Below are 26019 nucleotides of genomic sequence, written 5' to 3'. Positions count from 1 at the left end.
AAAAAAAGAATGGAGGAGTAAATAATGGATCAAGTGTTGTTGGCCAGAATACAGTTTGCATCGACAACCATCTTTCACTTCTTCTTCGTTCCACTTTCGATCGGACTGGTTTTTATGGTCGCGTTAATGGAAACGATGTATGTTGTGAAAAAAAAGGAACTGTATAAAAAGATGGCAAAATTTTGGGGACATATTTTCTTAATAAATTTTGCCGTAGGTGTTGTAACGGGTATCATCCAAGAGTTTCAATTTGGGATGAACTGGTCCGATTATTCAAGATTTGTAGGAGATGTTTTTGGAGCACCGCTTGCGATTGAAGCACTTTTAGCTTTCTTTATGGAGTCCACGTTTATTGGTTTATGGATATTTGGCTGGGAACGGTTATCTAAAAAACTCCACCTAGCCTGTATATGGCTTGTCTCGCTTGGTACACTTCTGTCTGGATTCTGGATATTATCAGCGAATTCATTCATGCAAGTACCAACAGGATTTAAAATGAATAATGGCCGTGCAGAGATGACTGATTTTTTTGCACTCATTACTAATGGCCAATTAATAGTGGAATTCCCGCATGTGATCACAGGGGCACTATGTACGGCCGCTTTTTTTGTTGCTGGTATAAGTGCTTTTAACCTATTAAAAAAGAAACATGTGGAATTCTATAAAATGTCTTTACAACTTGCGCTTGTTATTGGCTTAATTGGTAGTCTTGGTACGGCTTTCAGCGGGCATACCCAAGCGCAATATCTGGTCAAGACCCAGCCCATGAAAATGGCAGCAGCCGAGGGTATCTGGAAGGATACACAAGATCCAGCCCCTTGGTCTGCCTTTGCGATTATTGATAGCCAAAAACGAGAGAACAGCTTTGAGGTTAATATTCCCTATGCAATGAGTTTTCTGGCCTATTCAAAATTTGAAGGCAGTCTAAAAGGAATGGAAACCCTTCAAAAAGAGTATTCAAAAAAATATGACTCTGTTGTTGGTAAAGGAACAAATTATATCCCGCCCGTCAAAACTACCTATTGGAGTTTTAGATTGATGGTTGGTTTTGGAATGGCAATGATTTTGTTAGGACTTGCTGGCATTTATTTATGGAAAAAAGAGAAGTTGTCAAATAGCCGCCTGTTCTTAAAATTGCTTCTTCCCACTATTTCCTTTCCATTTTTTGCTAATACATTTGGATGGGTTATGACTGAGGTGGGCCGCCAGCCATGGACTGTTTTTGGCTTAATGACAACATCCGATGCTGTTTCACCGAATGTACCGGCAGGAACGATCCTTTTTTCCATCATTTTGTATATACTGGTCTTTACCATTCTGGCAGGTGTCATGATCTACTTGATTATTCGTGAAATAAAAAAAGGTCCGGAAATTCACCATAACGTTGGTGTTCATGAATCCACGGATCCTTTTAGTAAGGTAGGTGCTTAGGGAATGGAATTAAGTGAACTATGGTTTATCTTAATCGCCGTTGTATTTATCGGTTTTTTCTTCCTAGAAGGTTTTGATTTTGGTGTCGGAATGTCGACACGCTTTTTGGCAAGAGGCCAGTCGGAACGGACAATTATGGTCAACACGATTGGTCCTTTCTGGGATGCCAATGAAGTATGGCTCCTGACAGGCGGTGGTGCAATCTTTGCTGCGTTTCCACATTGGTATGCAACCATGTTTAGCGGCTACTATTTGCCTTTATTAGCTGTGCTCCTCTGTTTAATTGGCCGGGGCGTATCATTTGAATTTCGCCGTAAGGTAGATCATCCCAAGTGGACAAATGTATGGGATTGGGTGCTTTTCTTTGGCAGTATTCTCCCGCCATTTTTATTGGGTGTTCTTTTTACAAGTATGTTGAAAGGAATGCCAATCCAAAGTGATATGAATATGAATGCTGGTTTTACGGATTTTATTAATGTTTACTCACTTTGGGGCGGTTTAACGGTAACGTTGCTTTGTTTATTTCATGGACTTTGCTTCCTTACCCTAAAAACCGAAGGAATCATTCGAAATCGTGCTGTGATCTTGAATAAAAAAATAGTTGTGGCTGTTCTGATATCTTTGGTTATATTTGTTGTCTTGTCATGGAATATGACTGATATCTTTAAAGTCCGGCTTATACCAGAACTTTCCCTTGTTGGTTTAATTGTTGTTGCTTATGGAGCAGCTTGGTTCTTTATTGGTAAAAAACGAGAAGGGTTGGCTTTTACGATGTCCGGAGTAGGTTTGGCAGCAACGATTTCAGCAATCTTCGTTGGACTCTTCCCAAGGGTAATGATCAGTTCTATAAATAAGGCATTTGACTTGACTGTGTATAATGCATCTAGTGGTGCTTATTCACTAAAAGTTATGACAATCGTGGCTTTCTCAGTCTTACCTTTTGTTTTAGGATATACAATTTGGAGTTACTATATTTTTCGGAAACGTGTGACAGATAAGGAGCATCTAACCTACTAATGGATAAAACATTGTTCACTCTTAAGGGTGTAAAACCGATACTAGTGAAGCTAACCATTCTGACTGTTATTCAAAGCATATTTATTATCATCCAAGCCTTTTCCCTGGCAGAAACAATCTCCTCCCTTTTTGGGGGAGATTTGTTTCGTAATGTAGTTAAAAAACTGCTGTTTTTCTTATGTGCCCTTATAGGCCGACATGTATTAAATGGATGGAAAAGAACGATTGCTTTTAATTTTGCTGCCAAAACGTGTGAAACGCTGCGTGAAGAATTACTGCAGAAATTATTTAATCTTGGCCCTGGGTTTGTAAGAAAAGAAGGATCAGGACAGACGGTTACTTTGGTTATGGAAGGGTTATTTAAATTTCGCCGTTACTTGGAACTAATATTTATAAAGTCAATGAATACATTCCTCATTCCTTCTGCGATCTTAGTGATCATCTTTATTGAAGATACCCGTTCTGCGTTCATCCTTTTACTTGCCCTACCCATCCTTATTATCTTTATGGTATTACTGGGCTTAGCGGCAAAAAATAAAGCGGATCAACAATATAATTCCTACCATCTCCTATCCAATCATTATGTTGATTCATTAAGAGGATTAGAGACACTCAAATATTTAGGCCTAAGTAAGCAGCATGTAGAAAACATTATCTTAGTTAGTGAAAGATACAGACGTGCAACAATTGCGGTATTAAAGATGGCGTTTCTTTCCTCTTTTGCTCTTGACTTCTTTACTATGTTATCAATTGCTACGGTTGCTGTGTTTCTGGGAATGGGATTAATAAACGGAACGATGTCTCTCTATCCCGCGTTAACTATTCTCATTTTAGCACCTGAATATTTTTTGCCAATAAAAGAGTTAGGTACTGATTATCATGCCACACTCGATGGTAAAAATGCTGGACAAAAGGTGGAGACAATACTTGCACAAACAGAGAATAAGCTGATACAGCTGGCTGCCCCAAGCCGGGAAATCTTCAAAACACTCTCTCTTCATAATGTGAATGTTCGGTTTCTGGAAAATCCACAGGCGGGTTTAAAAAATATTAATCTTACCACTACAGGTGCCAAAAAAATTGGAATTATTGGTGCCAGTGGGGCAGGAAAATCAACCTTAATTGATCTATTAAGTGGTTTCTTAACCCCTTCATCTGGAGAATTTTGGCTAGGGGAATATATATTATCGTCCTTATCTGTTCAAGATTGGCGGAATCAAGTAATCTATATTCCCCAGCACCCCTATATTTTTCACGATACTGTTCAAAACAATATCCGCCTATATCTTCCAGAGGCATCAGATGAAGAGGTGAAAGAAGCAGCTAAACAAGCGGGGTTATTAGAGCTGATTGAGAGGCTGCCTGAAAAAATGAATACCATAATAGGTGAGGGAGGCAGAGTGCTCAGTGGCGGGCAGGAACAGAGAGTGGCTCTTGCTCGGGCATTTATAGGGAATCGACCTGTCGTGGTGCTTGATGAGCCGACCGCCCATTTAGATATTGAAACAGAAGCCGAATTAAAAGAAACAATGCTGAAACTTTTTTCAGATAAGCTCGTGTTTTTTGCCACCCATCGCTTACATTGAATGCTCCAGATGGATGAGATTCTGGTCCTTCAACAAGGTGAATTAGTTGAATCAGGTACACACCAACATCTCATGGGCCTTCGCGGAACATATTATCAGCTTGTCCGTCAACAAATGGAGGGAATGTTATGAATAAGGATAAATGGATACTTCCTTATATCTGCCAGTATCGATGGTTATTTATCATTTCAATTTTACTTGCGTCGCTTACCACTTTTTTTGGCGGGGCATTAATGTTCACCTCTGGTTATCTCATTTCTAAAGCAGCAACACGACCAGAATCGATATTAATGGTTTATGTGCCTATTGTAGGAGTTCGAACCTTTGGTATAGGACGGGCTGTTTTTACCTATATAGAAAGATTGACAGGACATAGTTTAGTATTAAAGATTCTTTCTCAACTTCGGGTAAAACTATATCAATTGGTTGGACCACAAGCCTTGTTCATTCGTTCGAGGTTTCGTACAGGTGATCTTCTCGGCGTCTTGTCTAATGATATTGAACATTTACAAGACTTTTATTTGAAAACTATTTTACCAGCTGCAGTATCCATTGTAATTTACGGAATTATGATCACTTGTGCAGGAATTTTATCACGTCCATTCGCCTTGATTTTAGCAATTTTTGTTAGTTTAATAGTTTTTCTTAGCCCGTTTTTTTCTCTTATATATATGAAAGCAAGAAAAGAGGAGCTAAAACAAGGTAGAAACCAATCTTATCAACAATTTACTGATGCTATTTTAGGAATCAGTGATTTGATCTTCAGTGGTCAATCCCATCAGTTTATCCAGAGAAATATACGGCATGAGCATAAACTTCTAAAAGTAGATGAAAGAATACATTCATTTGTGAATTGGCGTGATTTATTTCATCAATTAATCCTCGGTTTAATTGTTATTTTTGCTGTTTATTCGGCAAGCGAATTCACTTTAGCTGGAGAAGTTCCTCCAACATTAATCGCCGCCTTCGCCCTTGTTTTGTTATCGTTACTAGAATCCTTTTTACCAATCGCAGGCGCAATCAGTGATACTCCCGTCTATCAAGATTCGATAAAACGACTTACAACTACTCAAGCTGACGATTTCAATACAAAGGTTCAGATAGATGAATTAAAAGAACTTGACCTTTCAAATATCACCATTAAGGTACAAGGATTAACTTTTACTTATGCAGAGGAACAGGTCATAAGGAATATTAATTTAACGGTCAATCAAGGAGAAAAGATAGCGGTTATTGGCCGAAGCGGCTCAGGGAAGTCTACTTTCTTAAAGCTGATTTATGGAGCACTTGTTCCAACCTTAGGGACTGTTACGGTTCATGGTCAAGCCGTTCATAAACTAGAAGCATCTATTTCAAATGTAATGTCAGTTTTAAATCAGCAATCCTATTTATTTAATACTTCTGTACTAAATAATATCCGCCTTGGTAATCCGAAAGCCTCGGATGAAGAGGTTTATGAGGCAGCTCGACTTGTACAGTTAGACGAAATGATTGGACAATTACCAAAAGGATATGACACAATTATGCAGGAAACAGGTCAACGTTTCTCTGGAGGAGAGCGGCAGCGTATTGCTCTTGCCAGAATTCTTCTGCAAGATAACCCTGTGGTACTATTGGATGAGCCAACCGTAGGGCTCGATCCCATTACGGAAGTGAAATTATTAAAGACAATTTTTGAAACGCTTCAAGGTAAAACCATTATTTGGGTTACTCACCATTTAATTGGTGTAGAGAGTATGGACCGTGTTTTGTTCTTAGAGGGTGGAAAGATAGCTATGGACGGGACACACCAACAATTAGTTGAACAGGAATCACGTTATCGAAGACTTTATGCCTTGGATCGGCCTTTTTCATAAGTTGTCCATTATCTGCCTTATTTTTTGCCTTTACGAAATGAATTTGAAGTGGGAAAATGAATCAGGGATGCTTTAAGAAGGAGCAAACGAAATGAAACTAATTATTGCTGAAAAACCCGATCAAGGTTCAACCTTAGCTTCTATATTTAAACATAAAAAACAAAATGGTTATATTGAAATTTTTCCGAATGAGACATTTCCAAAGGGGGCCTATGTGACATGGGCAATCGGTCATCTTTGTCAGCTGGTCGCACCGGAAAAGTATGAATCAGGCTGGAAAAAATGGTCTTTGGACACTTTGCCGCTCATACCTGAACAATTTAAATATGAAGTAACAAAAGATAAAGCAAAACAATTTGCCATCATAAAAAAATTAGTATCTGATCCAAATGTAACTGAGATCATTCATGCGGGAGATGCTGGACGTGAAGGTGAGTTGATTATCCGGAATATTTTACGCTTAACGAATTGTAAAAAAGCCATGAAACGTCTTTGGATTTCATCGTTAACACCAAACGCCATTCGCGAGGGCTTTAATAAATTATTAGATGAACAGGATACAAAAAGCTTATACTATGAGGCCTATACCCGTGCCTGTGCGGATTGGATTGTAGGCATGAATGGTTCAAGGCTTTATAGTTTATTATTGCAGCAGAAAGGATTCTCAGATGTATTTTCAGTAGGTAGAGTTCAAACACCAACTTTGGCTCTTATTGTAAAAAGAGAGTTAGAGATTGAGAATTTTAAGTCTGAGCCATTTTGGGAGGTTATTGGCCATTTTAAAATAAATGGCAAAAAATATAGTGGTAAGTGGCAGAATGATGGGGAAACTCGTGTAAAGTCCAAGGAGATGGCTGAAAAAGTAGCACTCTTCTGTCAAAACAAGCCGGCTGAGGTTGCTGAGGTGCTTTCCGAAAGAAAAGAATTTCAACCTCCACTTTTATATAATCTTTCAGCTTTACAAGCGGAGGTCAATAAACGCTATAAATTTTCTCCGAAAAATACTTTAGATATCTTACAAAAACTCTATCAAAAAGGGTTTGTCTCATATCCCCGGTCTGATTCGAGGTATGTTACTAAAGAAGAAGCCCATACCTTTCCTGATATTCTAAATAAATTAAGTCATATAAAAGCTTACGAAAGTTATTTCCCACTTCCAATGGCATCCATTGCAGAGAACAAACGTTATGTAAATGAAAAAAAGGTAACCGATCACTATGCAATTATTCCAACTGAACAAATTCCGAATTTAGATAGGCTTAGCTCTGAAGAAAGGAAGATTTATGATTTAATTGTTACTAGTCTAATTGCAGCCCATTATAACAAGGCGGTAGCAGAGTATACTACCGTTACCACGTTAGTAGAAGGAAGGGCATCCTTTATTTCTAAGGGTAAGGTACAACTTGAAGAAGGCTGGAGAAAAGTACTGAATCACAAAGAACGTGATGAAGAGCCTGAATTGCCGGTTCTAACGAAGGGTGAGCAGGGAAATACTGTAAAGGTGGATGTGAAGGAAAGCCAAACACAGCCGCCGAAGCGCTATACAGAAGGACAGCTTATTACGTTAATGAAAACAGCTGGAAAGCATATAGATGATAAAGAGCTCGAGAAAATCCTCTCTAAAACGGAAGGGTTAGGAACGGAAGCGACAAGAGCAGGAATTATCACTATGCTTAAGGACCGCTTATATATTGAAGTAAAAAAGAATCTTGTCTATGCAACTGCCAAAGCAAAAATATTGATAGAAGCGATAGGGCAAGAAATTCTTGCCTCACCTGAAATGACAGCAAAGTGGGAACAAAAACTAAAAGAAATTTCTGAAGGAACTGCGATACCAAAACATTTTATGGATCAAACAAAAAAAATGGTGCTCCATTTAATTTCATCTAGCAGGAACCAATCAGTTAATTGGGTTTTTTCAGAAGAAATCACTCAAAACTTTACCCCCGGAAAACAAAAGGGGAAAAGAAGGTCTCCAACTAAACTAGGACGATGCAAAAGATGTGAAGGCGATATTATTGATAAAGGAACCTTCTATGGCTGCAGTAATTATAAAAAAAATCAGTGTAATTTTACGATTTCAAAAAAAATCCTAGGGAAGAATATTACACAGAAAAATGTAAAACTGCTACTATCCGGAGAAAAAACAGAACTGATTGAAGGATTTACAAATAAGGACAAAACATTTAATGCTAGGTTAATTCTTGATGAGCAGGAAAAAAGAATAAAATTTTTATTTGAAGAGACTGCCACAAAATAATTTATCCTGTGATTTATGTGAGGATGTGCCTTGTCACTCATTTTTTATTATAGTAAACTTTTAGAAGAGTAATTTTTTGGAGGTTAAGGGATGCCAACACCTAGTATGGAAGATTATATTGAACAAATATATATTTTGATTGAAGAAAAAGGATACGCTCGTGTATCAGATATTGCCGAAGCGTTGTCTGTTCATCCCTCCTCAGTAACAAAAATGGTCCAAAAACTTGATAAAGATGAATATTTAGTTTATGAAAAATATAGAGGACTAAGCTTGACACCAAAGGGAAATAAGATTGGTAAACGACTAGTATTTAGACATGAACTACTTGAACAATTCCTAAAAATCATTGGGGTAAAGGACGAGAACATCTACCATGATGTTGAAGGGATTGAACATCATTTAAGCTGGGATTCCATTGATCGAATTGGTGACCTTGTTCAGTTCTTTGAAGATGACCAAAACAGGATTGAGGCGTTAAAGGAAATTCAAAAACAGAATGAACATGAATAGATGGAATTTCTAAAAACAGATTAATTCCTCCATTTTTCTATATAGCCGCTTGTCTGGGTTAAAATGAAATATGATGAAAAGAAAGCACCTAGCTGAAGCTAGGTGTTTTTTAAAATATATTTGGGAAATGTTCAAAGGATTGCTCAATTTCAGGCATAAGAGATAATGTTCCATTCGAATCTTGTATTGTTTGTATACCTTGTATTAAGCCTTGTTCAACGTCCATTAATGCCTTTCGGTATGATATAACCCGCCCTTCCGAAGTGACAAAATTGATAATCTCACCAAAGTGATTTCGATGAACTGCTGTAATAGTTTCCATAGGAACACTCCTTTCCCATGTATTATTGCTATTTTTACTTAATAATAAACAGAGTCATTTAAGTAAAAAGGCATCGGAAGTCCGATGCCTTTTTTTAACCCCAATGAAAAGGTGTTTCTTGGTATACATAGTAATTTAACCAATTAGAGAAGAATAAATGACCATGCGAGCGCCAGCGATTAATAGGCGGCTGCGTTGGATCATTATTTGGAAAGTAGTTTTCTGGCATATGAATTTCAAGGCCCTTTTTCAAATCTCTTTCATATTCCTGTGCTAGTGAATCGGAGTCATATTCCAAATGACCTGTCACCATAACATGTTTCCGATCCCTGGAACTAATTAACAATGCCCCGGCTTCTTCTGAGGCAGCTAGTAATTTTAATTCGGGATTTTTCATGATTGATTCAATAGCAACATCTGTGTAACGTGAATGTGGGGCGTAGAATTGGTCGTCAAATCCACGCAATAAAATATCATTTTGTTCAAATATCTGATGAGCATAGATACCTGAGCATTTTCGTTCTAATTCAAATTTACCGATCCCATATAGGTAGTAAAGTGCTGCCTGTGCACCCCAGCATATATGCAAAGTTGAAGTGACATTTTGATCAGCCCAATCCATGATTTCTTTCAATTCAGCCCAATATTTCACTTGTTCAAATTCTAATAATTCAACAGGTGCACCAGTAATAATCATTCCGTCAAACTTTAAATTTTTAATTTGTGGAAAAGTGGTATAAAACTGTTCCAAGTGCTGCTTACTTGTATGGGTTGATTCATATGAATCGGTTTTTAAAAAGTTTACATTTACCTGTAAAGGTGAGTTTCCTAATAAACGTAAAAACTGTGTTTCCGCTTTTTCTTTTTCAGGCATTAAATTTAAGATTAAAATATTTAAAGGCCTGATATCCTGGCTGACTGCCCTTTCGTCATCCATTATAAAAATATTTTCCTGCTCAAGTATCTCCCGTGCAGGTAATTGTTTAGGTATGTTAATAGGCAAGTGACCGTCCCCTTTCGTCAATCCATTATTTATACAAGGTTATTAATTAAATGACCTGCAGATGGAGTTTGTGAATATTAAAAAAATTCGATAGTTCCATTATAAACATTATTGCAATTTCAGGAAAGATGCTAATTTCGATATAATAATTATCGGAAATGAAAAAACTTATTTGGTACAATGGTAGTGCGGTTATAATTTAATGCCAATGCGGGGGATTAACGTGACAATGAAAACATCAATGAAGTCAGACATTGAAATTGCACAAGCATCCATAATGAAGCCGATTGTGGAAATTGCAGCAAAAATCGGTTTAGAAGAAAATGATTTGGAGCTATATGGTAAATATAAAGCAAAAATATCCAATGAGGCACTTAACAAAATAAAGACAAATGAAGATGGTAAAATCATCCTGGTTACTTCGATTAATCCTACTCCTGCAGGTGAGGGGAAATCTACTGTGACTGTGGGTCTCGGTGATGCCTTTAATAGACTTGGAAAAAAGGTAATGATTGCTATGCGAGAGCCTTCACTTGGACCAATTATGGGAATAAAAGGCGGGGCTACAGGCGGCGGATATTCTCAAGTACTTCCGATGGAGGACATTAATCTCCACTTTACCGGAGACATTCATGCAACAACAACTGCAAATAACGCTCTCGCTGCATTAATTGACAATCATATCCAGCAAGGCAATGAGTTAAACATAGATCAACGAAGAATCGTATGGAAAAGGGCATTAGACTTAAATGATCGATCCTTAAGAAAAGTGGTTGTTGGACTTGGAGGACCGCTTCAAGGTGTACCAAGAGAGGATGGTTTTGATATTACCGTAGCATCAGAAGTCATGGCTGTCCTATGTTTGGCATCGGATTTAAAAGATTTAAAATTGCGATTATCTCGAATGGTAGTTGCTTATAACGTAAATAAAGAACCTGTTACAGTAGGTGATCTTGGTGTCGCGGGTGCGTTAGCACTTTTATTAAAAGACGCCGTTAAACCTAATCTTGTTCAAACGATCGAGCACACTCCAGCATTAATCCATGGAGGGCCGTTTGCAAATATTGCACATGGCTGTAATAGTGTAATTGCAACCACTGCAGCTCAAAAGTTAGCTGATTATGTTATAACTGAAGGCGGATTTGGAGCCGATTTAGGAGCAGAGAAATTTTTACATATCAAATCACGGTGTGCAGGCATTAAACCAGAAGCAGTAGTGTTAGTTGCGACCATCCGTGCCTTGAAAATGCATGGTGGTGTGGAAAAACAGGATTTGGCAAAAGAGAATATTTCAGCACTCACACTTGGAACGGCCAATTTACAAAAGCATATTGAAACAATAAAAAGCTTTGGTCTGCCTGTAGTAGTAGCCATTAATAAATTTATTACCGATACAGCTCTTGAGGTTAAAACATTGTTAGAATGGTGTGAAAAGGAAAAAGTGCCAGTTGCCTTAACGGAAGTTTGGGAAAAAGGAGGAGAAGGAGGAAAGGAGCTTGCTCAAACTCTATTGGAAGTTATCGGAAAAATCCAAAATGATTTCCATCCGCTATATGAACTCTCTGATTCGATTGAACAGAAGATTAGAACAATAGTACAAGCCGTATATGGCGGTAAGGATGTAGAGTTTTTACCAAAAGCTAAAAAACAATTAGCAGATTTTGAAAAGTTCGGCTGGTCTCATTTGCCTGTCTGCATGGCAAAATCACAATATTCCTTATCGGATGATCCCTCAAAACTAGGTAGACCAATCGATTTCACTGTAACCATAAGAGAATTAAAACCGTCAATCGGAGCAGGTTTTATCGTGGCTTTGACAGGAGAGGTTATGACAATGCCAGGACTTCCTAAAAAACCGGCCGCTTTAAATATGGATGTCGATGAACATGGGAATGCTTTAGGACTTTTCTAAAGGAGTCGAGGAAGTTATGTTTGATCCAACAGCCTTTGATAATATGAAAGTAGTGATTGAGGGAGCCTTCTATGATTTGGACTTGAAGGGTGATATTGTTATTACGGATCGAAATGATTTGTTCAATATGGCTAAAATGTCACGTTCTTTTGATATATCCTTCCGATTACCATATGATACAGTTATTGCCAAAGTGGAAATAAGTTCAAAAATGATCAATTTAGCAGCAGAGCTTTTGCCGGCAATAAAGAATGAACGGCAGGCAGGTGTGTTTGTTAGATTGGAATTTATTCTTAAACAAGAAAAAGAGCTAAATTATCAAGAGGTAAAGCATATTCTTTTGGATATATGGGGAGAAGATAGAGACATTTCACTTTCGAGTCATTATAATCCACTAGAAAGCGACAAAAATTTATCAACCCTTCTTACCATTGATTTTGGCCGTTTAATTACTGAGGACCAGATGGATGATTTGGTTGAAATGACTAATTTTATTATTACAACCCTTGAGCGTTTATGTTGAGATGAGATTTATAAAAGATTAAGTATGGACCAGCTTCTTTTAGCTGGTTTTATTTATTGTTAAAATGTTTACAATATTTAATTTTGAAGGTAAAGTTAAATTAGTTAGATATTAGTACCTTATACTAAAAATAAGGGGAGAGACACATGGTTAAAACCGCATGGGTAACCGATAGTACAGCCTATTTAGATAAAGAGCTAATCAACCATCAGGATTTATATACCATTCCATTAACCGTTTTACTCGATGGTGAGGAATTTTCTGATGGAGTAGACCTGACTTCTAAAGAGCTATTTACCAGACTAAAGGAAATAAAGAACCCTCCGTTAACCTCACAGCCTTCCGTAGGTTCGTTTCAATCTTTATATGAAAAGCTATCAAAACAATACGACAGGATTGTAACCGTTCTCATTTCAGGGAAGCTTAGCGGAACGGTTTCATCAAGTAAACAGGCAGCCTCTCTTGTCGATATTCCGGTTACTACTTTTGATTCTCACATTCTTACGTACCCTATGTCCGCATTAATTAAAAAGGGAATGCAGTTGTTAGAAGATGGTCTAAGTATCGAACTGATGATAGAACACTTAGAACGAGTAAGGGATACTTGTGAGACCTATGTTCTTGTTGGAAGCCTGGAGCAGCTGCACCGCGGAGGAAGAATGACGGGATTGCAGTTTTTTCTGGGTAGTATGCTTAATGTCAAACCTATTATTTCTATTGAGGCTGGAGCCCTCAATGTAAAAGAAAAGGTTAGAGGCGAGAAAAAAGCTAAAGAAAAAATCCTCGATTATTTTCGAACAGCTTATGAACAGAACCAATTTAAAGAGGTATATATATTGTACGGCTTGCATGAAGAACAGACCAAAGAATGGCAGCTTGAACTACAGGAACAGTTTCCGAAAGTGAAGATTATTTGCTCCCCATTAGGAGCGGTAATTGGCGTTCATGCTGGAGAAAATACCCTTGGGATTAGTTGGTTTAATGGCTTAAAATAACTTGCCCTCTGACTGTATATACTATAAAAGTCAGTCAGTATGAATGAGGGGGGTGCCACCATGAGTAAGCAAGGAAGACAAAATGCCAATCAAACCCGAGAACAAATTGAAAAGCAAGATATAAGTAATGATGTTGAATTAGGCAGTGAATTTCAAATAGGTAACAATAAGTCACAAAGCCAGAAAAAAAGCGGCCGTCAGGCAAACAAAAAATAACCTCGAAACATCGGGGTTATTTTTTGTTTGCCATTCATGTTAAAATAACTAGGGTGAAGGCAGGTGCTTTTTTATGAAGGATTTTTTAATGAAACAAGCGGAATTATTTGTTCGTAATGAATTGGGCGAAGACTCGACGGGGCATGATTGGTATCATGTTGACCGTGTTCGCCGTAATGCTTTGTATATATGTAAACGTGAAATGGCAGGAGATCCGTTTGTTATTGAAATGGCAGCACTTCTCCATGATATTCCTGACGAAAAACTAAATAAGTCAACTGAACAGGGCAAAGCTAAACTTGACTCTTTTTTCAAAATAAATGAAATGGCCGATAATGAAAAAGATCATATCATCCAAATTATTGAAACTATTTCATATAAAGGCGGAAGGAAAACGGACCTTCAAACAGTTGAAGCAAAAATTGTACAGGATGCGGATCGTTTAGATGCAATTGGAGCCATTGGTATTGCCAGAGCTTTTGCTTATGGTGGTAAAAAGGGACAGCTAATCTATGACCCTGATATTCATGTTAGGGAAGAAATGAGCCCAGAAGAATATCGAACAGGAAAGTCAACAAGTATACACCATTTCTATGAAAAACTATTAAAATTAAAAGAGTTATTAAACACTGATACAGCTAAATTAATGGCTGAAAAACGACAGCAAATGATGCTTACCTTTTTGGATCAATTTTATCAAGAATGGGATGGACAAGATTTATGAAGATGCTCACAGTTGAAAATGTTTCAAAGACATATGGGGAAAAGTTACTCTTTGACCAAATTTCCTTTACTATTAGTGAAAAGGAGCGTGTCGGTTTAATCGGCATCAATGGGACAGGGAAGTCTTCCTTATTAAAGATTATTGCAGGCTTGGATGCTCCTGACGATGGGAAAATTACCTCTGCTAAAGACTATTCCATTTCCTATTTAGCCCAGCAGCCCGAGTTAGATTTGGATAAAACAGTGCTTGAACAAGTCTTTCATGGTGATGCTCCAATTTTAAAATTAATGCGCGGTTACGAGCAGACTTTATTAAAGTTGAATATCTCTCCAAGTGATACAAAGATACAAGAAGAGATGTTTCAATTACAAAAGCAAATGGATGCGCTAAATGCCTGGGACGCTAGCACAAATGCAAAGTCTATTTTAATGAAGCTGGGAATAGAAGATTTTACAAAAAAAATTGGTGAACTTTCTGGCGGACAAAAAAAGCGTGTTGCACTGGCACAAGTATTGATTGCTGAGCCTGATTTATTAATCCTTGACGAACCAACGAACCATCTTGATTTTGATTCAGTGAAGTGGCTGGAAGATTACTTAAGCCGGTATAATGGTTCCATTTTACTTGTTACACATGACCGATACTTCTTAGACAAAGTGGCTAATCGGATGTTTGAATTAGACGGTGGTAATCTATACAGCTATAAGGGCAACTATGCTGCCTTTTTGGAAGCGAAAGCAGTTCGTGAGGAAAACGAAGCAGCATCATTTGAAAAAAATAAAAATTTATTCCGTAGAGAGCTAGAATGGATTAGGCGGGGGGCCAAAGCGAGGTCGACAAAGCAAAAAGCTAGAATTCAACGTTTCGAAGAACTCGATGAAAAACTTTCAAGTGGAAAGCCATCTAGTGAAAAATTAGATCTTTCCTTAAATGGAAGCCGTCTTGGAAAACAGGTTTTTGAACTGAAAGATGCTTCAAAACGTTATGAAAGAAAAGTCATTCTTGAGCATTTTAATTTATTGGTAAAGCCGGGGGACAGGATTGGAATCATTGGTAAAAATGGAGCCGGTAAATCAACATTATTAAATATTTTAGCTCAAAAGCTCTCGCTTGATGAAGGTGAATTTATTATAGGGCAAACGGTCAAACTCAGCTTTTATACACAGGAAAGCGAAGACATGGATGAGAATAAGCGTATGATTGAATATATTAAAGAGACAGCTGAGGTTGTAGAGACATCGGATGGTAAGACAATTTCTGCTGCACAAATGCTTGAACGATTTCTATTCCCTCCGTTTACACATGGCACGCCTATTAGAAAATTATCTGGCGGGGAAAAACGCCGTCTCTACCTTTTAAAGCTGCTAATGACGGCACCGAATGTTCTCCTGTTGGATGAGCCTACTAACGATTTAGATACACAAACCTTAACGGTACTGGAGGACTATCTGGAAGATTTTCCAGGAGTAGTAATAACGGTTTCCCATGATCGATACTTCCTAGATAAAGTGGCGGAACAGCTCCTAGTTCTTCGCGGAGAAGGAAAAATAGACTCTTTCTATGGAAATTATAGTGAATACCTTGAAAAAGAAACAGCGCTTGAAGTCCAAAAAACAGCCGTAAAGCCAACTCCTCCATCTAAAGCACCAGAAAAAGAAAAAAAGAAGCGGCTAACCTTTAAGGAGAAGAAGGAGTGGGAAGAAATTGATGAAGTTATTGCCAAGACAGAGGTAAAACTCGAAGAGATCGCAGCTGAAATGGCAGAGACAGGCAGTGATTTTACAAAAGCGCAGGAATTAATGCAGCAGGAAAAGGAATTAAACGAAAAGCTTGAATATTTAATTGAACGATGGTCTTATTTAGCTGAAATAGCTGAGGCGGACTAGCAGGGTGCGTCTAAATGACGTACTTTTTTTAAAAGCAAATCGAATGAATAGAATATTAACATTATGTTAAACTTGAAAAAAAGAAAACCATAAGAATCAGGTGATTTTGTTGAGAATAAAGGCAATTGAACCAACGCCAAGTCCAAATACGATGAAAATTATTTTAGACCAAGAACTTCCAATGGGCAAAAGCCGTAATTATAAAAAAGAAACTGCACAAGATGCACCTACTATCATTCAATCTATACTAAAAATTGAAGGTATAAAGGGTGTATACCATGTCGCTGATTTTTTAGCTGTTGAACGAAATGCAAAATATGATTGGAAGGAATTACTACCTCAAGTCCGAAAGGCTTTTGGTGAAAAAACAGATAAAATCGTTAAAGTAAACAAAATAGATGAGCATTTTGGTGAAATCAAGGTAGAGATTCAAATGTTTAAAGACATTCCCCTTCAGGTTAAACTAACCGATAGTTCTGCGGAACGAAGGTTTGGAATGCCAGAATACTTTTTAAAAGCTAGGGAAGAGGCACAGCTGCCAGACGAGAATTATATTCTTTTACGTAAATGGCATAATCAAGGTGTCCGCTATGGAGATTTTGATCAAATTGGTCAAGAGGTCGTTGAGGAATTAATTGCTGCTTATCCAAAGGAACGCTTAGAATCTTTAGTTATAAAAGCTCAAGATACTCCATCACAAATTGCCCAAAAAGTTAAGCGAGCCCGTAAAAAGGTCACCATTGAAGAATTGAACCATCCTGACTGGCAAATTCGCTATCAGATGCTTGAACAAATGGATGACCCTGAACTAGAAGATTTACCTATGCTAGAAAAAGCGTTATTAGATGAGAAACCCTCCATTCGCCGACTAGCAACTGTATATCTTGGTATGATTAAAGATAAAGAAGTTCTGCCGCTTTTATATAAGGCTTTAAGAGATAAAACGGTTACAGTCCGCAGAACAGCAGGCGATTGTTTATCAGATTTAGGCTTTCCTGATGCGGCAGAGGAAATGGCAAAAGCACTAAAGGATACCAGCAAGCTGGTAAGATGGAGAGCAGCCATGTTTTTATTTGAAGCGGGGGATGAGAAATCTCTTCCGGCTCTTAAAGAGGCTGAAAATGATCCCGAATTTGAAGTCAGTATGCAAATTAAAATGGCTATTGAAAGAATTGAGGGCGGCGAGGAAGCGAAAGGTTCTGTTTGGAAACAAATGACAGAATCTAGGAAGTTGGACCAATGACTTTGTAAAATAAACTTGATTATAGTATTCTAATATAGAAGAAATGGAGTGAAGATATAAATGTCAAATGCATACGAAGAATATATGAGACAAATGGTTTTACCAATGAGGGAAGAATTAACACGAGCTGGCTTCGAGGAGCTTAAAACTTCTGAAGAAGTTGAGGATTTTATGGAGAAAACAAATGGTACAACGCTTGTGGTTGTTAATTCTGTATGCGGTTGTGCCGCAGGTTTAGCTCGTCCTGCTGCTACTCAGGCTGTGTTAAATAGTGAGAAAAAACCAGAGCACCTAGTAACAGTTTTTGCTGGACAAGATAAAGAAGCGACAGCTAAAATGCGTGAATACTTCGAAGGAATTGAGCCTTCATCACCATCAATGGCATTAGTAAAAGATAAAAAAGTAGTTCATTTTATTCCTAGACATGATATTGAAGGCATGCCAATGGAAGCTGTAATGCAAAACCTGCTGAGCTCATTCGAAGCTCATTGCTAATGGGATGTCAATAGACGTCCTTTTTTTATTAAATATGAAGAGATGATGAAATGTTTGTGACAACGGCCGGTAGAACAAGCGAGGAAATGATAAAGAAGGCGATGGAAATAGCTGGGTACTTACATGTCCCTTATCTTCCCAGAAAGAAAAAATCAATTAAACTTATCCAGCAACAAGCTGACGGCGATTGCATCGTAATAGGAAAAGAACGATTGGAGCTTTTTGAGAAAAACAGTTCAGAGCCTTTTTTCTTTCACCCGAATTCAGCTATGTTTCGAATCAAACGGCTGATAAAGGGAGAATCTGACCCATTTGTAGATGCGGCCAAACTTACTAACGGAATGACTGTTCTTGACTGTACACTTGGTCTAGCATCAGATACGATTGTTGCAAGTTTCTTAGTGGGCGAAGAAGGTAAGGTAACTGGTTTAGAAGGTCAAAAATACTTAGCTTTTATTGTTGAAAGAGGGCTTCAATCATGGGATTCCGGAATTACAGAAATGAATGAGGCAATGAATCGAGTCAGCGTTATACAATCCGAAGCGCTTGATTATTTAATAAGACAAGGAGATGCATCTGTTGATTGCGTCTACTTGGATCCAATGTTTGAAGAAACCATTCTAGAATCAGATGGGATAAAAGCTTTAGGCCATTTTGCTATTCATGATGATTTGAACGATGAAATGGTTAATGAAGCAAGTAGAGTAGCAAAATTAAGAGTAGTCATCAAAGACCATTACAAAAGTCAGCGCTTTGAAAAATATGGGTTTCAAGTCCTGCGTAGAAAAACCGCAAAATTTCATTTTGGAGTGATTGAAAAAAACTGAAAGCCGTCCTTTCAGTTTTTTTATTTTTTTAACAGTAATGTTTAGAATAGGATAAACTGATTTTTCCATTTTTTAAAAAATGAAGTATAATATTTTATAAGAAACTTTAATATAAAAGAATCTCTTTTAATAAGGGTGTGAATTAAGAATGAACAAGTGGCTTCGTAAATCACTTTTTGTCACTATATCCATTTTAACATTTGGGCTAATTACGCCATCACAATTAATAAATCAAGTGAATGCTGAAAAAATTAATGACCGTGATAGTTTTGAAGCTGCAGCTCCCGAAAGAAACTTCGTCCAGTCGAATGGATTTTTAGAAGAATCAGAGTTTAATAGAGAAAGTTTTATTCAAGATTTAATTAAGCAGGCAGAGAATCAGTCTTACCAAAAATTTGGGACTAGAATTAAGCCAGTAATCGAAAATGAATTCCGGGAAATTATTTTTCCAAATATTGAAAGGGCTTTAGAGGAAACAACTGCTCAGTTTCCAGAAGATAATGTAAGGAATCTTACCATAACCGAACACCCTGGTGCTGGACATTCGGAAAAAATTTTTAATATAAAAGATAGTGTTTCTGGGAAAGATATCTTACGTTTCCATGTCAGACGTGACAATCCGCCGCAGGCAGGATACTGGTTTAATTTTCATTATCATACTTATCACGATGATTTCCAAGGTCATCATGAATTGGGCTCCATTTATTGGGCTAAAAACACCCCGCCCAAATGGATGAGTTAGTAGGTTTCGAAAAAATTTTTTTAAGAAATGAAACCTTTTTAAGAGAGACTCGTAAATAAACTATTACCTTAAATGGAGGAATGTAAAATGGCAGTGAGTTTATCAAAGGGGCAAAAAGTTGATTTAACAAAAACAAATCCTGGATTAACAAGTGTTGTTGTTGGACTAGGATGGGACACAAATAAATATGATGGCGGACATGATTTTGACTTAGATTCATCCGTATTTCTTCTTGGGGAGAACGGAAAGGTAACAAGTGAATCAGATTTTGTATTCTATAATAATAAGCAGGGCGCGGGTGGTGCTGTGGTACATACAGGTGATAACCGCACGGGTGATGGTGATGGTGATGATGAACAGGTGAATATTAATTTGGCAGCTGTTCCAGCAAATATTCAGAGAATTGCATTTACAATTACTATACATGATGCAGATAGCAGAAACCAAAACTTTGGTCAGGTTAGCAATTCATATGCTCGTATTTTTAACGAGGCTACTGGAGAAGAATTAATTCGATATGATTTGGGTGAAGACTTTTCGATTGAAACAGCTATTGTAGTAGGTGAATTATATCGCCACAACGGTGAATGGAAATTTAGTGCAATTGGCAGCGGTTATCAAGGCGGACTAGCTGCATTGGCAACTGATTTTGGTTTATCCATTGGTTAATAATTTTAAAAAGATAAAAAGACCCAGTGACGATGGGTCTTTTTACAAAATCTTGTTCATAAACTAGGAGGAATTCTTTTAATGTCAGTTTTACAACATATATTAGACACATACTCACAGTTTTTTAACTGGGAAATGTGGGGAGAGGTGTTAACAAATCCTGTTAGTTGGGGATTGATTGGTACTCTGGTGATATTAGAGGGTTTGCTTTCTGCAGACAACGCTTTAGTTTTAGCTGTAATGGTTAAACACTTACCACCCGAAAAACGAAAAAAAGCCCTTTTTTACGGCTTATTAGGTGCTTATGTTTTCCGTTTTATAGCCATTGGTATCGGTGTGTTCTTGATCAAACTCTGGTGGGTAAAGATATTAGGTGCTGGATACCTGGCATGGCTATCCATTAAGTACTTCTTGGATAAGCGAAAAGGTGCTGAAGAGGAAGAACAGCACGAGGAAGGTATCAATCAAAAAGGCCTCTTAATTCGCTTATTTGGAACATTTTGGGGAACCGTTGCGGCAGTTGAATTGATGGATATTGCCTTTTCCGTTGATAGTGTTCTGGCTGCCTTTGGGGTTAGTGAAGAGGTTTGGGTTTTATTAATTGGCGGTATGCTTGGTGTGCTAATGATGCGGGGGGTTGCAGGCGTATTCTTAACACTGATTGACCGAGTGCCAGAACTTGAAACAACAGCTTATATCTTAATTCTAATTATTGCAATCAAAATGCTTCTTGCAGTATTTCATATTGAAATGGGACATATTACATTCTTTATTATCTTATTACTTACCTTTGGTGCTACTTTTATCGTTCACTATAATAATAAGAAAAAAGAAGGCAGCAAGGAACATAATTCATAATATTTATTAAAGGGTGGGGAGCTGACGAAAGTCTGTTTCCCTCTCTTTTTTACCATTTATAGAGGAGAAACTGGTTATGGAATTTTTTACATACTTTTATGAAGATGAAATTAAACGGTACTTCTTTCAAAGACCAGGAACATTTACCAAATATACAAACCGTGAACTTTTGTCCTATGGTTTAGGGGCAACCCTCTATATGCCAGCTACCCGTCCAAATATCCATCAAGAAATACTTTCAAAGAAGCATGAAGGTTTGACCTCACTAGTCATTGATTTGGAGGACGCTGTGGGAGACAATGAACTACATTTAGCAGAACATTCCCTTGTTAGAGAAATGTTAAGATTACAGGTTGAATGTCAAAAAGGGTTTTTGAAGTATGAGGATTTACCTCTCATGTTTATTCGAATTCGACATATCGACCAATTGAAACAACTAATGGAACAATTAGGAGATGCATTGAATCTCCTAACTGGAGTAGTCATTCCTAAGTTCAGTGCCGAAAATGGCAGGGACTTTTTAAATTTGGTTCGAGATATTCATACGGAAACTCATCCTTTTTATGCTATGCCAATTCTTGAATCAGCTATGGTCATTCAGAAAGAAACCAGAATGGAAGAATTATTGAAAATTAAGTCCTTACTAGATCAATATAGGGATTATATTCTGAATGTTCGAATAGGTGCGACTGATTTCTGTGGTTTATACGGAATACGAAGAAGTATGGATACAACTGTTTATGAAATTGCTGTATTAAGAGATTGCATTTCTGATATTATAAATGTTTTTCAAAGATTTAATAATCCATATGTTGTTTCAGGTCCTGTATGGGAATATTTTTCATCAAAAAAAAGAATGTTAAAGCCGCAGTTACGGCAAACTCCGTTCCGCGAACGCTATGGTGATGAGGGAGTTAAATGGAGAGCAAAACTAATTAATGAGAATATGGATGGACTCATTCGCGAAATTCTGATGGATATTAGCAATGGATTAACAGGAAAAACAATTATCCATCCTTCGCATATTAAGGTCGTTCAGGCTCTAAATGTTGTTTCTTATGAAGAATTTATCGATGCTTGCAATATAGTAAAAGCTTTCGATGAAAATAATGGGGTTTTGAAAAGTAATTTTGAGAATAAAATGAATGAAGTTAAACCTCATTATTTTTGGGCAAAGAAAATATTATTAAAATCACAAATATACGGGGTGTTACATGAAGAATACACAAACATTGACCTTATCAGAAAAGAAGTATACGTTTAACATCCTTGATTCAATAAAGGTGGAAATAGAGAGTTTAGAAAATCCCTATCATATTCCCATAAACGATTTGTTTACAATGGCAGCCAGAATCAATAAAAAGCGCTCTTTTTTATTTGTAAGTAAAGTGCTTGGGAAACATTTACCCATCGAACCGCATAGAGGCCTCTTAATAGCTGCTCTGCTAGGTTCAAGATATGTAGAAATTAAGGGTGTAGAATGCAAAGAAAAAGAGAGATTGAGGTCATTATTCCTAATGGGTGGTACTTTCAACAGCCTGCCCTTTATTCCAGAAAGCATCAATCCTGTCATAATCGGCTTTGCGGAAACGGCCACTGCCCTTGGTCATGGGTTTTTTGATTGTTTCCGGGAGGCTGAGTTTTTTCATACAACGAGAGAGGACATTAGCGGGGAAATACCAGTGATTACGTTTGAGGAAGAGCATTCCCACGCAACATCCCATCGCTGTTATATTCCAGTAGAGATGATTAATCATCAGCGCGAAATCATATTAGTAGATGATGAAATTACTACAGGCAATACAGCCTTAAATATTATTAAATCCATACATGAAAAGTTTCCTAGACAAGTATATACAGTAGTAAGTATTTTGGATTGGCGTTCCAAGGAAGATCAACAAAAATTTATTAATTTAGAGCAAGAATTAGGAATAAAAATAAATGTAGTCAGCTTAGTATCGGGGCAAGTGCAAATCCAGGTATTAAATAAGGTGGAAACCCTTTCGAAAAAGACTTGGACATCCAAGCATGAGGTTTATATGGAATTTTTACAGCTTGATCGTTATTTTACATCCTCCTCTTATTCTTCTAAAGAACAAATGAATGGAGTCTCTTTCATTAAAGAAACAGGACGTTTTGGTCTAAAGAGCACTGAAAATTTAGTAGTTCATGAGAGAATTTCCGATGCTGCTGAATTTATAAGGCAAAAAAGAACGGGGAAGCGAACGCTATGTATAGGAACTGGAGAATTTATGTATCTTCCAATGAAATTAGCTGCTGAAATCGGCAAAGATGTCTATTATCAATCTACGACTAGAAGTCCAATTTATATTAAAAATGTAGATGGATATGGGGCTAGGTTCGGGGTAACTTTTCCTAATCCGGACGATGAGGAAATTACTCACTTTGTTTACAATATTCCTCCTAACTATTATGATGAATTATTTATTTTTTTCGAAAGGGAAGTTTCTGAAAAAAGGTTAAGGCCAATGCTTGAAGAATTTAAAAAATTATCCTTTCAAACTATAAAAATTGTCTTTTTTTCAAGGGCTATTTTCGCATAGATTATTATATTTCGTATAAGTACTTCAACCCGATAATATAGATGCTTCGTGGCATCTTTTCGTGCGAACATATGCGAAAATTGCCTAGAAACTTAGTAAATGCCCCTTATTAAAGTCCTAAAGCAACAAAGTTTACGAAAAGAGCCTTTTCAAAAGACAGAGGTGAATAGAATGCAAAAAATAATCCATAAGCCAGCAAAGATCGGAACCTATCATGAGAATGATGTTTTATTTCTATTAAAGGATTTAAGTAACATCGTGCTGGAGGACACTGCTATTAATCGGGAGACAAAGATACAATCTGGCAGTCATTATAGCGAGTCGCTGCCGATTGAATACCAGCCGCCTAAAGACTATGTAGATGTCTTCTGGACTACATTAAAGCAATATAAACGAAAAGTTGCTTTGTGTGTGGGAATTGTCTCTGAGCAAATTGTTCATTTAAAGGGACCAAATACCATTCTTGTTTCACTTGCGAGGGCCGGCACACCAGTAGGGATATTAATTAAACGATATATAGAGCTTCATTACGGAATCAGCTTACCGCACTATAGTATTTCTATAATTCGTGATAAAGGAATAGATGAAAATGCACTTCACTATATTCAGCAAGAGCATCCCAATGGGAGCATTCAATTTGTAGACGGCTGGACTGGTAAAGGAGCTATTTCATTAGAATTAATAAAGGCATGCCAGGACTATGAGAATAAGTATGGGTGGAAGCTTGACGATACTCTTGCAGTACTTGCTGATCCAGGATACTGTACCACATTATTTGGTACGAGGGAGGATTTTTTGATTCCAAGTGCTTGTTTAAATTCGACTGTTTCTGGATTAGTTAGCAGGACGGTATTAAATGAAATATATATAGGTAAGAATGATTTTCACGGTGCAAAATTTTACCAAGATCTTCTAGAGTCAGATGTTTCAAAGGAATTTATAGATTTGATTTCGGATGAATTTGCTGTTGTAGCCAAGGAAGCAAAAGATTCGGCTTCTAGGCTGTTAAATGTAGAAATTGAAACCGGCTATTTAGGAATGGAAGATGTAAAAAAAATTCAAGCGGAATTTTCGATCGATCATACTCATCTTATTAAACCGGGTGTTGGTGAAACGACAAGGGTACTGCTTCGAAGGGTGCCTTGGAAAATTTTAATGCGTGACCCATCTAGCCCATTTGTTAAACATATCCTTATGCTAGCCAAAGAAAAAGGAGTAGAAGTTCAGGTCTATCCAAATATGAAGTATTTATGCTGTGGTCTAATTAAAAAGGTCAAGGGGATGCAATTATGATTTTTGCATCAGACCTTGACCGAACATTAATATATTCAGAACGGGCAATTAAAGAGCTGGGTAAGCCTGAAGGATGGAGATTGACACCAGTTGAAAAAAAGGGTAACAACTGGGTAGCTTATATGACCGAGAACGCATATATCCAGTTAAAAGAGCTATCAAGTACAAGTTTGTTCATACCTGTAACAACAAGGACAACCGCACAGTTCAAACGGTTTGTTATTTTTCCTGAAGATATTCGAATAAAGTATGCAATTACCTCAAATGGAGCCAATATTCTTTTGCAAGGACAGCCAATAATGGAGTGGTCAAACCATATTCAAAAACATCTCAAGCAAGAGTCTGTTTTGCAAGTGGAACTGTTATCTATTTTGTACCGGGAAGGCATCCGTTTAGCTGGGGAAAGAAAACAAGCTGAGGAATGGTTTTTCTACTATATATTAAATTGCCTCCCATCTGAATCTGAAAGAAAATCAATAGAACAATTAGCTTCCCAAAATGGCTGGAGGATTTCGTTTCAAGGGAGAAAGCTCTATTTCGTTCCTAAGGCGATTAGTAAAGGAAATGCCCTAGATTATATTTGTAAACTAGAAGGGGGGAAAGCCGTTGTTGGAGCAGGTGATTCCCTTCTTGATTGGGATTTCTTAAAGGATTGTCATTATCGCTTTATACCCAACCATGGTGAGCTCGCCAGACATCTAGGGACAGTAGCCTTTGAAGATGAATCTTCAATTATTACAAAAAACAGTGGTGTCAGTGCCGGGGAAGAGATTATTCAACAAGTCTGTAAGCTGTTACATTTTAATCCTATTTATTAATCATTATTTTACTAATGATAAAATAATAGAGAGCGCTAAAGAAACTATAGGATACTAGAAAAAACAGAATGACCATGGTTAATGATGGGATGACTGGAGAAAGGAATAACGTAAAGATAAAGCTAAATACAAATAAATCTAAATAGATAAAAAGATCAGAAACCATGACTTCCATTAAAGTTTCTAATTCTTCAGAAACCTGATCCAGTCTTGGCCGTTTATATAAAAATCTCATTTGAGTCACCTACTTAGTATGAGTACTCCAT

The 26019-nt window shown here is 37.3% G+C and carries 24 protein-coding genes and 1 pseudogene; 22 read left to right on the top strand and 3 right to left on the bottom strand.

Annotated elements, in window-relative coordinates; genetic code table 11:
* Window positions 1-24: 24 nt before the first annotated feature.
* The 6 genes and pseudogenes from CVD27_RS14225 (at window position 25) to mntR (ending at window position 8663) form a co-directional block, all read left to right on the top strand.
* The gene (locus CVD27_RS14225; RefSeq protein ID WP_101648572.1) at window positions 25-1431 is read left to right on the top strand and encodes a cytochrome ubiquinol oxidase subunit I; all 1407 of its coding nucleotides are present in this window, start codon (window positions 25-27) and stop codon (window positions 1429-1431) included.
* A gap of 3 nt (window positions 1432-1434) precedes the next feature.
* A complete protein-coding gene (cydB, locus tag CVD27_RS14220; RefSeq protein WP_101648571.1) occupies window positions 1435-2448 on the top strand; it encodes a cytochrome d ubiquinol oxidase subunit II in 1014 nt (337 codons plus the stop codon).
* Window positions 2448-4166, top strand: a pseudogene (gene cydD / locus CVD27_RS14215) (thiol reductant ABC exporter subunit CydD). Before cydB ends, cydD begins: the two are co-directional and overlap by 1 nt.
* Window positions 4163-5890, top strand: coding sequence for a thiol reductant ABC exporter subunit CydC (gene cydC, locus CVD27_RS14210; RefSeq protein WP_101648570.1), 1728 nt, complete (start codon window positions 4163-4165; stop codon window positions 5888-5890). Before cydD ends, cydC begins: the two are co-directional and overlap by 4 nt.
* A 91-nt stretch (window positions 5891-5981) precedes the next feature.
* Window positions 5982-8150, top strand: coding sequence for a DNA topoisomerase III (locus CVD27_RS14205; protein ID WP_101648569.1), 2169 nt, complete (start codon window positions 5982-5984; stop codon window positions 8148-8150).
* A 90-nt stretch (window positions 8151-8240) separates the two neighbouring features.
* Entirely contained in the window at window positions 8241-8663 is a 423-nt protein-coding gene (gene mntR / locus CVD27_RS14200; protein WP_101648568.1) for a transcriptional regulator MntR, read from the top strand.
* 109 nt (window positions 8664-8772) lie between these two features.
* Here mntR and CVD27_RS14195 read toward each other — a convergent pair whose 3' ends face one another.
* A complete protein-coding gene (locus CVD27_RS14195) occupies window positions 8773-8985 on the bottom strand; it encodes a DUF3892 domain-containing protein (protein WP_101648567.1) in 213 nt (70 codons plus the stop codon).
* 94 nt (window positions 8986-9079) lie between these two features.
* Window positions 9080-9988 (bottom strand): homoserine O-acetyltransferase MetA, encoded by a 909-nt coding sequence (gene metA / locus CVD27_RS14190; RefSeq protein WP_101648566.1) that lies wholly within the window; start codon window positions 9986-9988, stop codon window positions 9080-9082.
* 229 nt (window positions 9989-10217) lie between these two features.
* Between metA and CVD27_RS14185 the strand changes: the two genes are divergently transcribed.
* The 16 genes from CVD27_RS14185 to CVD27_RS14115 all read left to right on the top strand — a co-directional run bounded on the left by CVD27_RS14185 (window position 10218) and on the right by CVD27_RS14115 (window position 25753).
* Window positions 10218-11900, top strand: coding sequence for a formate--tetrahydrofolate ligase (locus CVD27_RS14185; protein WP_374703077.1), 1683 nt, complete (start codon window positions 10218-10220; stop codon window positions 11898-11900).
* A gap of 16 nt (window positions 11901-11916) precedes the next feature.
* Entirely contained in the window at window positions 11917-12423 is a 507-nt protein-coding gene (locus CVD27_RS14180) for a hypothetical protein (RefSeq protein WP_101648564.1), read from the top strand.
* Between the two features lie 146 nt (window positions 12424-12569).
* The gene (locus CVD27_RS14175; protein WP_101648563.1) at window positions 12570-13418 is read left to right on the top strand and encodes a DegV family protein; all 849 of its coding nucleotides are present in this window, start codon (window positions 12570-12572) and stop codon (window positions 13416-13418) included.
* A gap of 60 nt (window positions 13419-13478) precedes the next feature.
* Window positions 13479-13634 carry a hypothetical protein gene (locus tag CVD27_RS28155; RefSeq protein ID WP_180960284.1) on the top strand — a complete coding sequence of 52 codons (156 nt, stop codon included), beginning with the start codon at window positions 13479-13481 and terminating at the stop codon, window positions 13632-13634.
* 88 nt (window positions 13635-13722) lie between these two features.
* Complete coding sequence (locus CVD27_RS14170) at window positions 13723-14358, top strand: HD domain-containing protein (protein ID WP_374703075.1); 636 nt, start codon at window positions 13723-13725, stop codon at window positions 14356-14358.
* A complete protein-coding gene (locus CVD27_RS14165) occupies window positions 14355-16244 on the top strand; it encodes an ABC-F family ATP-binding cassette domain-containing protein (protein ID WP_101648561.1) in 1890 nt (629 codons plus the stop codon). The genes CVD27_RS14170 and CVD27_RS14165 overlap by 4 nt, the downstream gene beginning before the upstream one ends.
* 109 nt (window positions 16245-16353) lie before the next feature.
* On the top strand, window positions 16354-17487 hold the full coding sequence (locus CVD27_RS14160; RefSeq protein ID WP_101648560.1) for a conserved virulence factor C family protein: 1134 nt from the start codon (window positions 16354-16356) through the stop codon (window positions 17485-17487).
* 60 nt (window positions 17488-17547) lie between these two features.
* Window positions 17548-17982 carry a BrxA/BrxB family bacilliredoxin gene (locus CVD27_RS14155; RefSeq protein WP_101648559.1) on the top strand — a complete coding sequence of 145 codons (435 nt, stop codon included), beginning with the start codon at window positions 17548-17550 and terminating at the stop codon, window positions 17980-17982.
* Window positions 17983-18032: 50 nt separating this feature from the next.
* Window positions 18033-18809 (top strand): class I SAM-dependent methyltransferase, encoded by a 777-nt coding sequence (locus CVD27_RS14150; protein ID WP_101648558.1) that lies wholly within the window; start codon window positions 18033-18035, stop codon window positions 18807-18809.
* Window positions 18810-18957: 148 nt separating this feature from the next.
* The gene (locus tag CVD27_RS14145; protein WP_101648557.1) at window positions 18958-19551 is read left to right on the top strand and encodes a YpjP family protein; all 594 of its coding nucleotides are present in this window, start codon (window positions 18958-18960) and stop codon (window positions 19549-19551) included.
* 87 nt (window positions 19552-19638) lie between these two features.
* Entirely contained in the window at window positions 19639-20220 is a 582-nt protein-coding gene (locus CVD27_RS14140; RefSeq protein WP_101648556.1) for a TerD family protein, read from the top strand.
* An 81-nt stretch (window positions 20221-20301) separates the two neighbouring features.
* Window positions 20302-21078 carry a TerC family protein gene (locus CVD27_RS14135; protein WP_101648555.1) on the top strand — a complete coding sequence of 259 codons (777 nt, stop codon included), beginning with the start codon at window positions 20302-20304 and terminating at the stop codon, window positions 21076-21078.
* A 76-nt stretch (window positions 21079-21154) separates the two neighbouring features.
* Window positions 21155-22342 (top strand): HpcH/HpaI aldolase/citrate lyase family protein, encoded by a 1188-nt coding sequence (locus tag CVD27_RS14130; protein ID WP_101648554.1) that lies wholly within the window; start codon window positions 21155-21157, stop codon window positions 22340-22342.
* Window positions 22293-23642: a phosphoribosyltransferase family protein gene (locus CVD27_RS14125; protein ID WP_180960283.1), complete on the top strand. Its 1350-nt coding sequence runs from the start codon at window positions 22293-22295 to the stop codon at window positions 23640-23642. The genes CVD27_RS14130 and CVD27_RS14125 overlap by 50 nt, the downstream gene beginning before the upstream one ends.
* 171 nt (window positions 23643-23813) lie before the next feature.
* Window positions 23814-24935, top strand: a complete 1122-nt coding sequence (locus CVD27_RS14120; RefSeq protein WP_101648553.1) for a cysteine protease StiP family protein — start codon at window positions 23814-23816, stop codon at window positions 24933-24935.
* The gene (locus CVD27_RS14115; RefSeq protein WP_101648552.1) at window positions 24932-25753 is read left to right on the top strand and encodes an HAD family hydrolase; all 822 of its coding nucleotides are present in this window, start codon (window positions 24932-24934) and stop codon (window positions 25751-25753) included. The genes CVD27_RS14120 and CVD27_RS14115 overlap by 4 nt, the downstream gene beginning before the upstream one ends.
* On the opposite strand, the gene CVD27_RS14110 is transcribed toward CVD27_RS14115, so the two are convergent.
* Window positions 25743-25988 carry a hypothetical protein gene (locus CVD27_RS14110; protein WP_101648551.1) on the bottom strand — a complete coding sequence of 82 codons (246 nt, stop codon included), beginning with the start codon at window positions 25986-25988 and terminating at the stop codon, window positions 25743-25745. The two genes, CVD27_RS14115 and CVD27_RS14110, sit on opposite strands and share 11 nt — an antisense overlap.
* Between the last annotated feature and the right edge of the window lie 31 nt (window positions 25989-26019).

The sequence above is a fragment of the Neobacillus cucumis genome (assembly GCF_002860255.1).
Classification (GTDB): Bacteria; Bacillota; Bacilli; order Bacillales; family Cytobacillaceae; genus Neobacillus; species Neobacillus cucumis_A.
The sequence above is the reverse complement of the archived record's forward strand: the minus strand, read 5'-3'. Positions and strand labels throughout refer to the sequence as shown.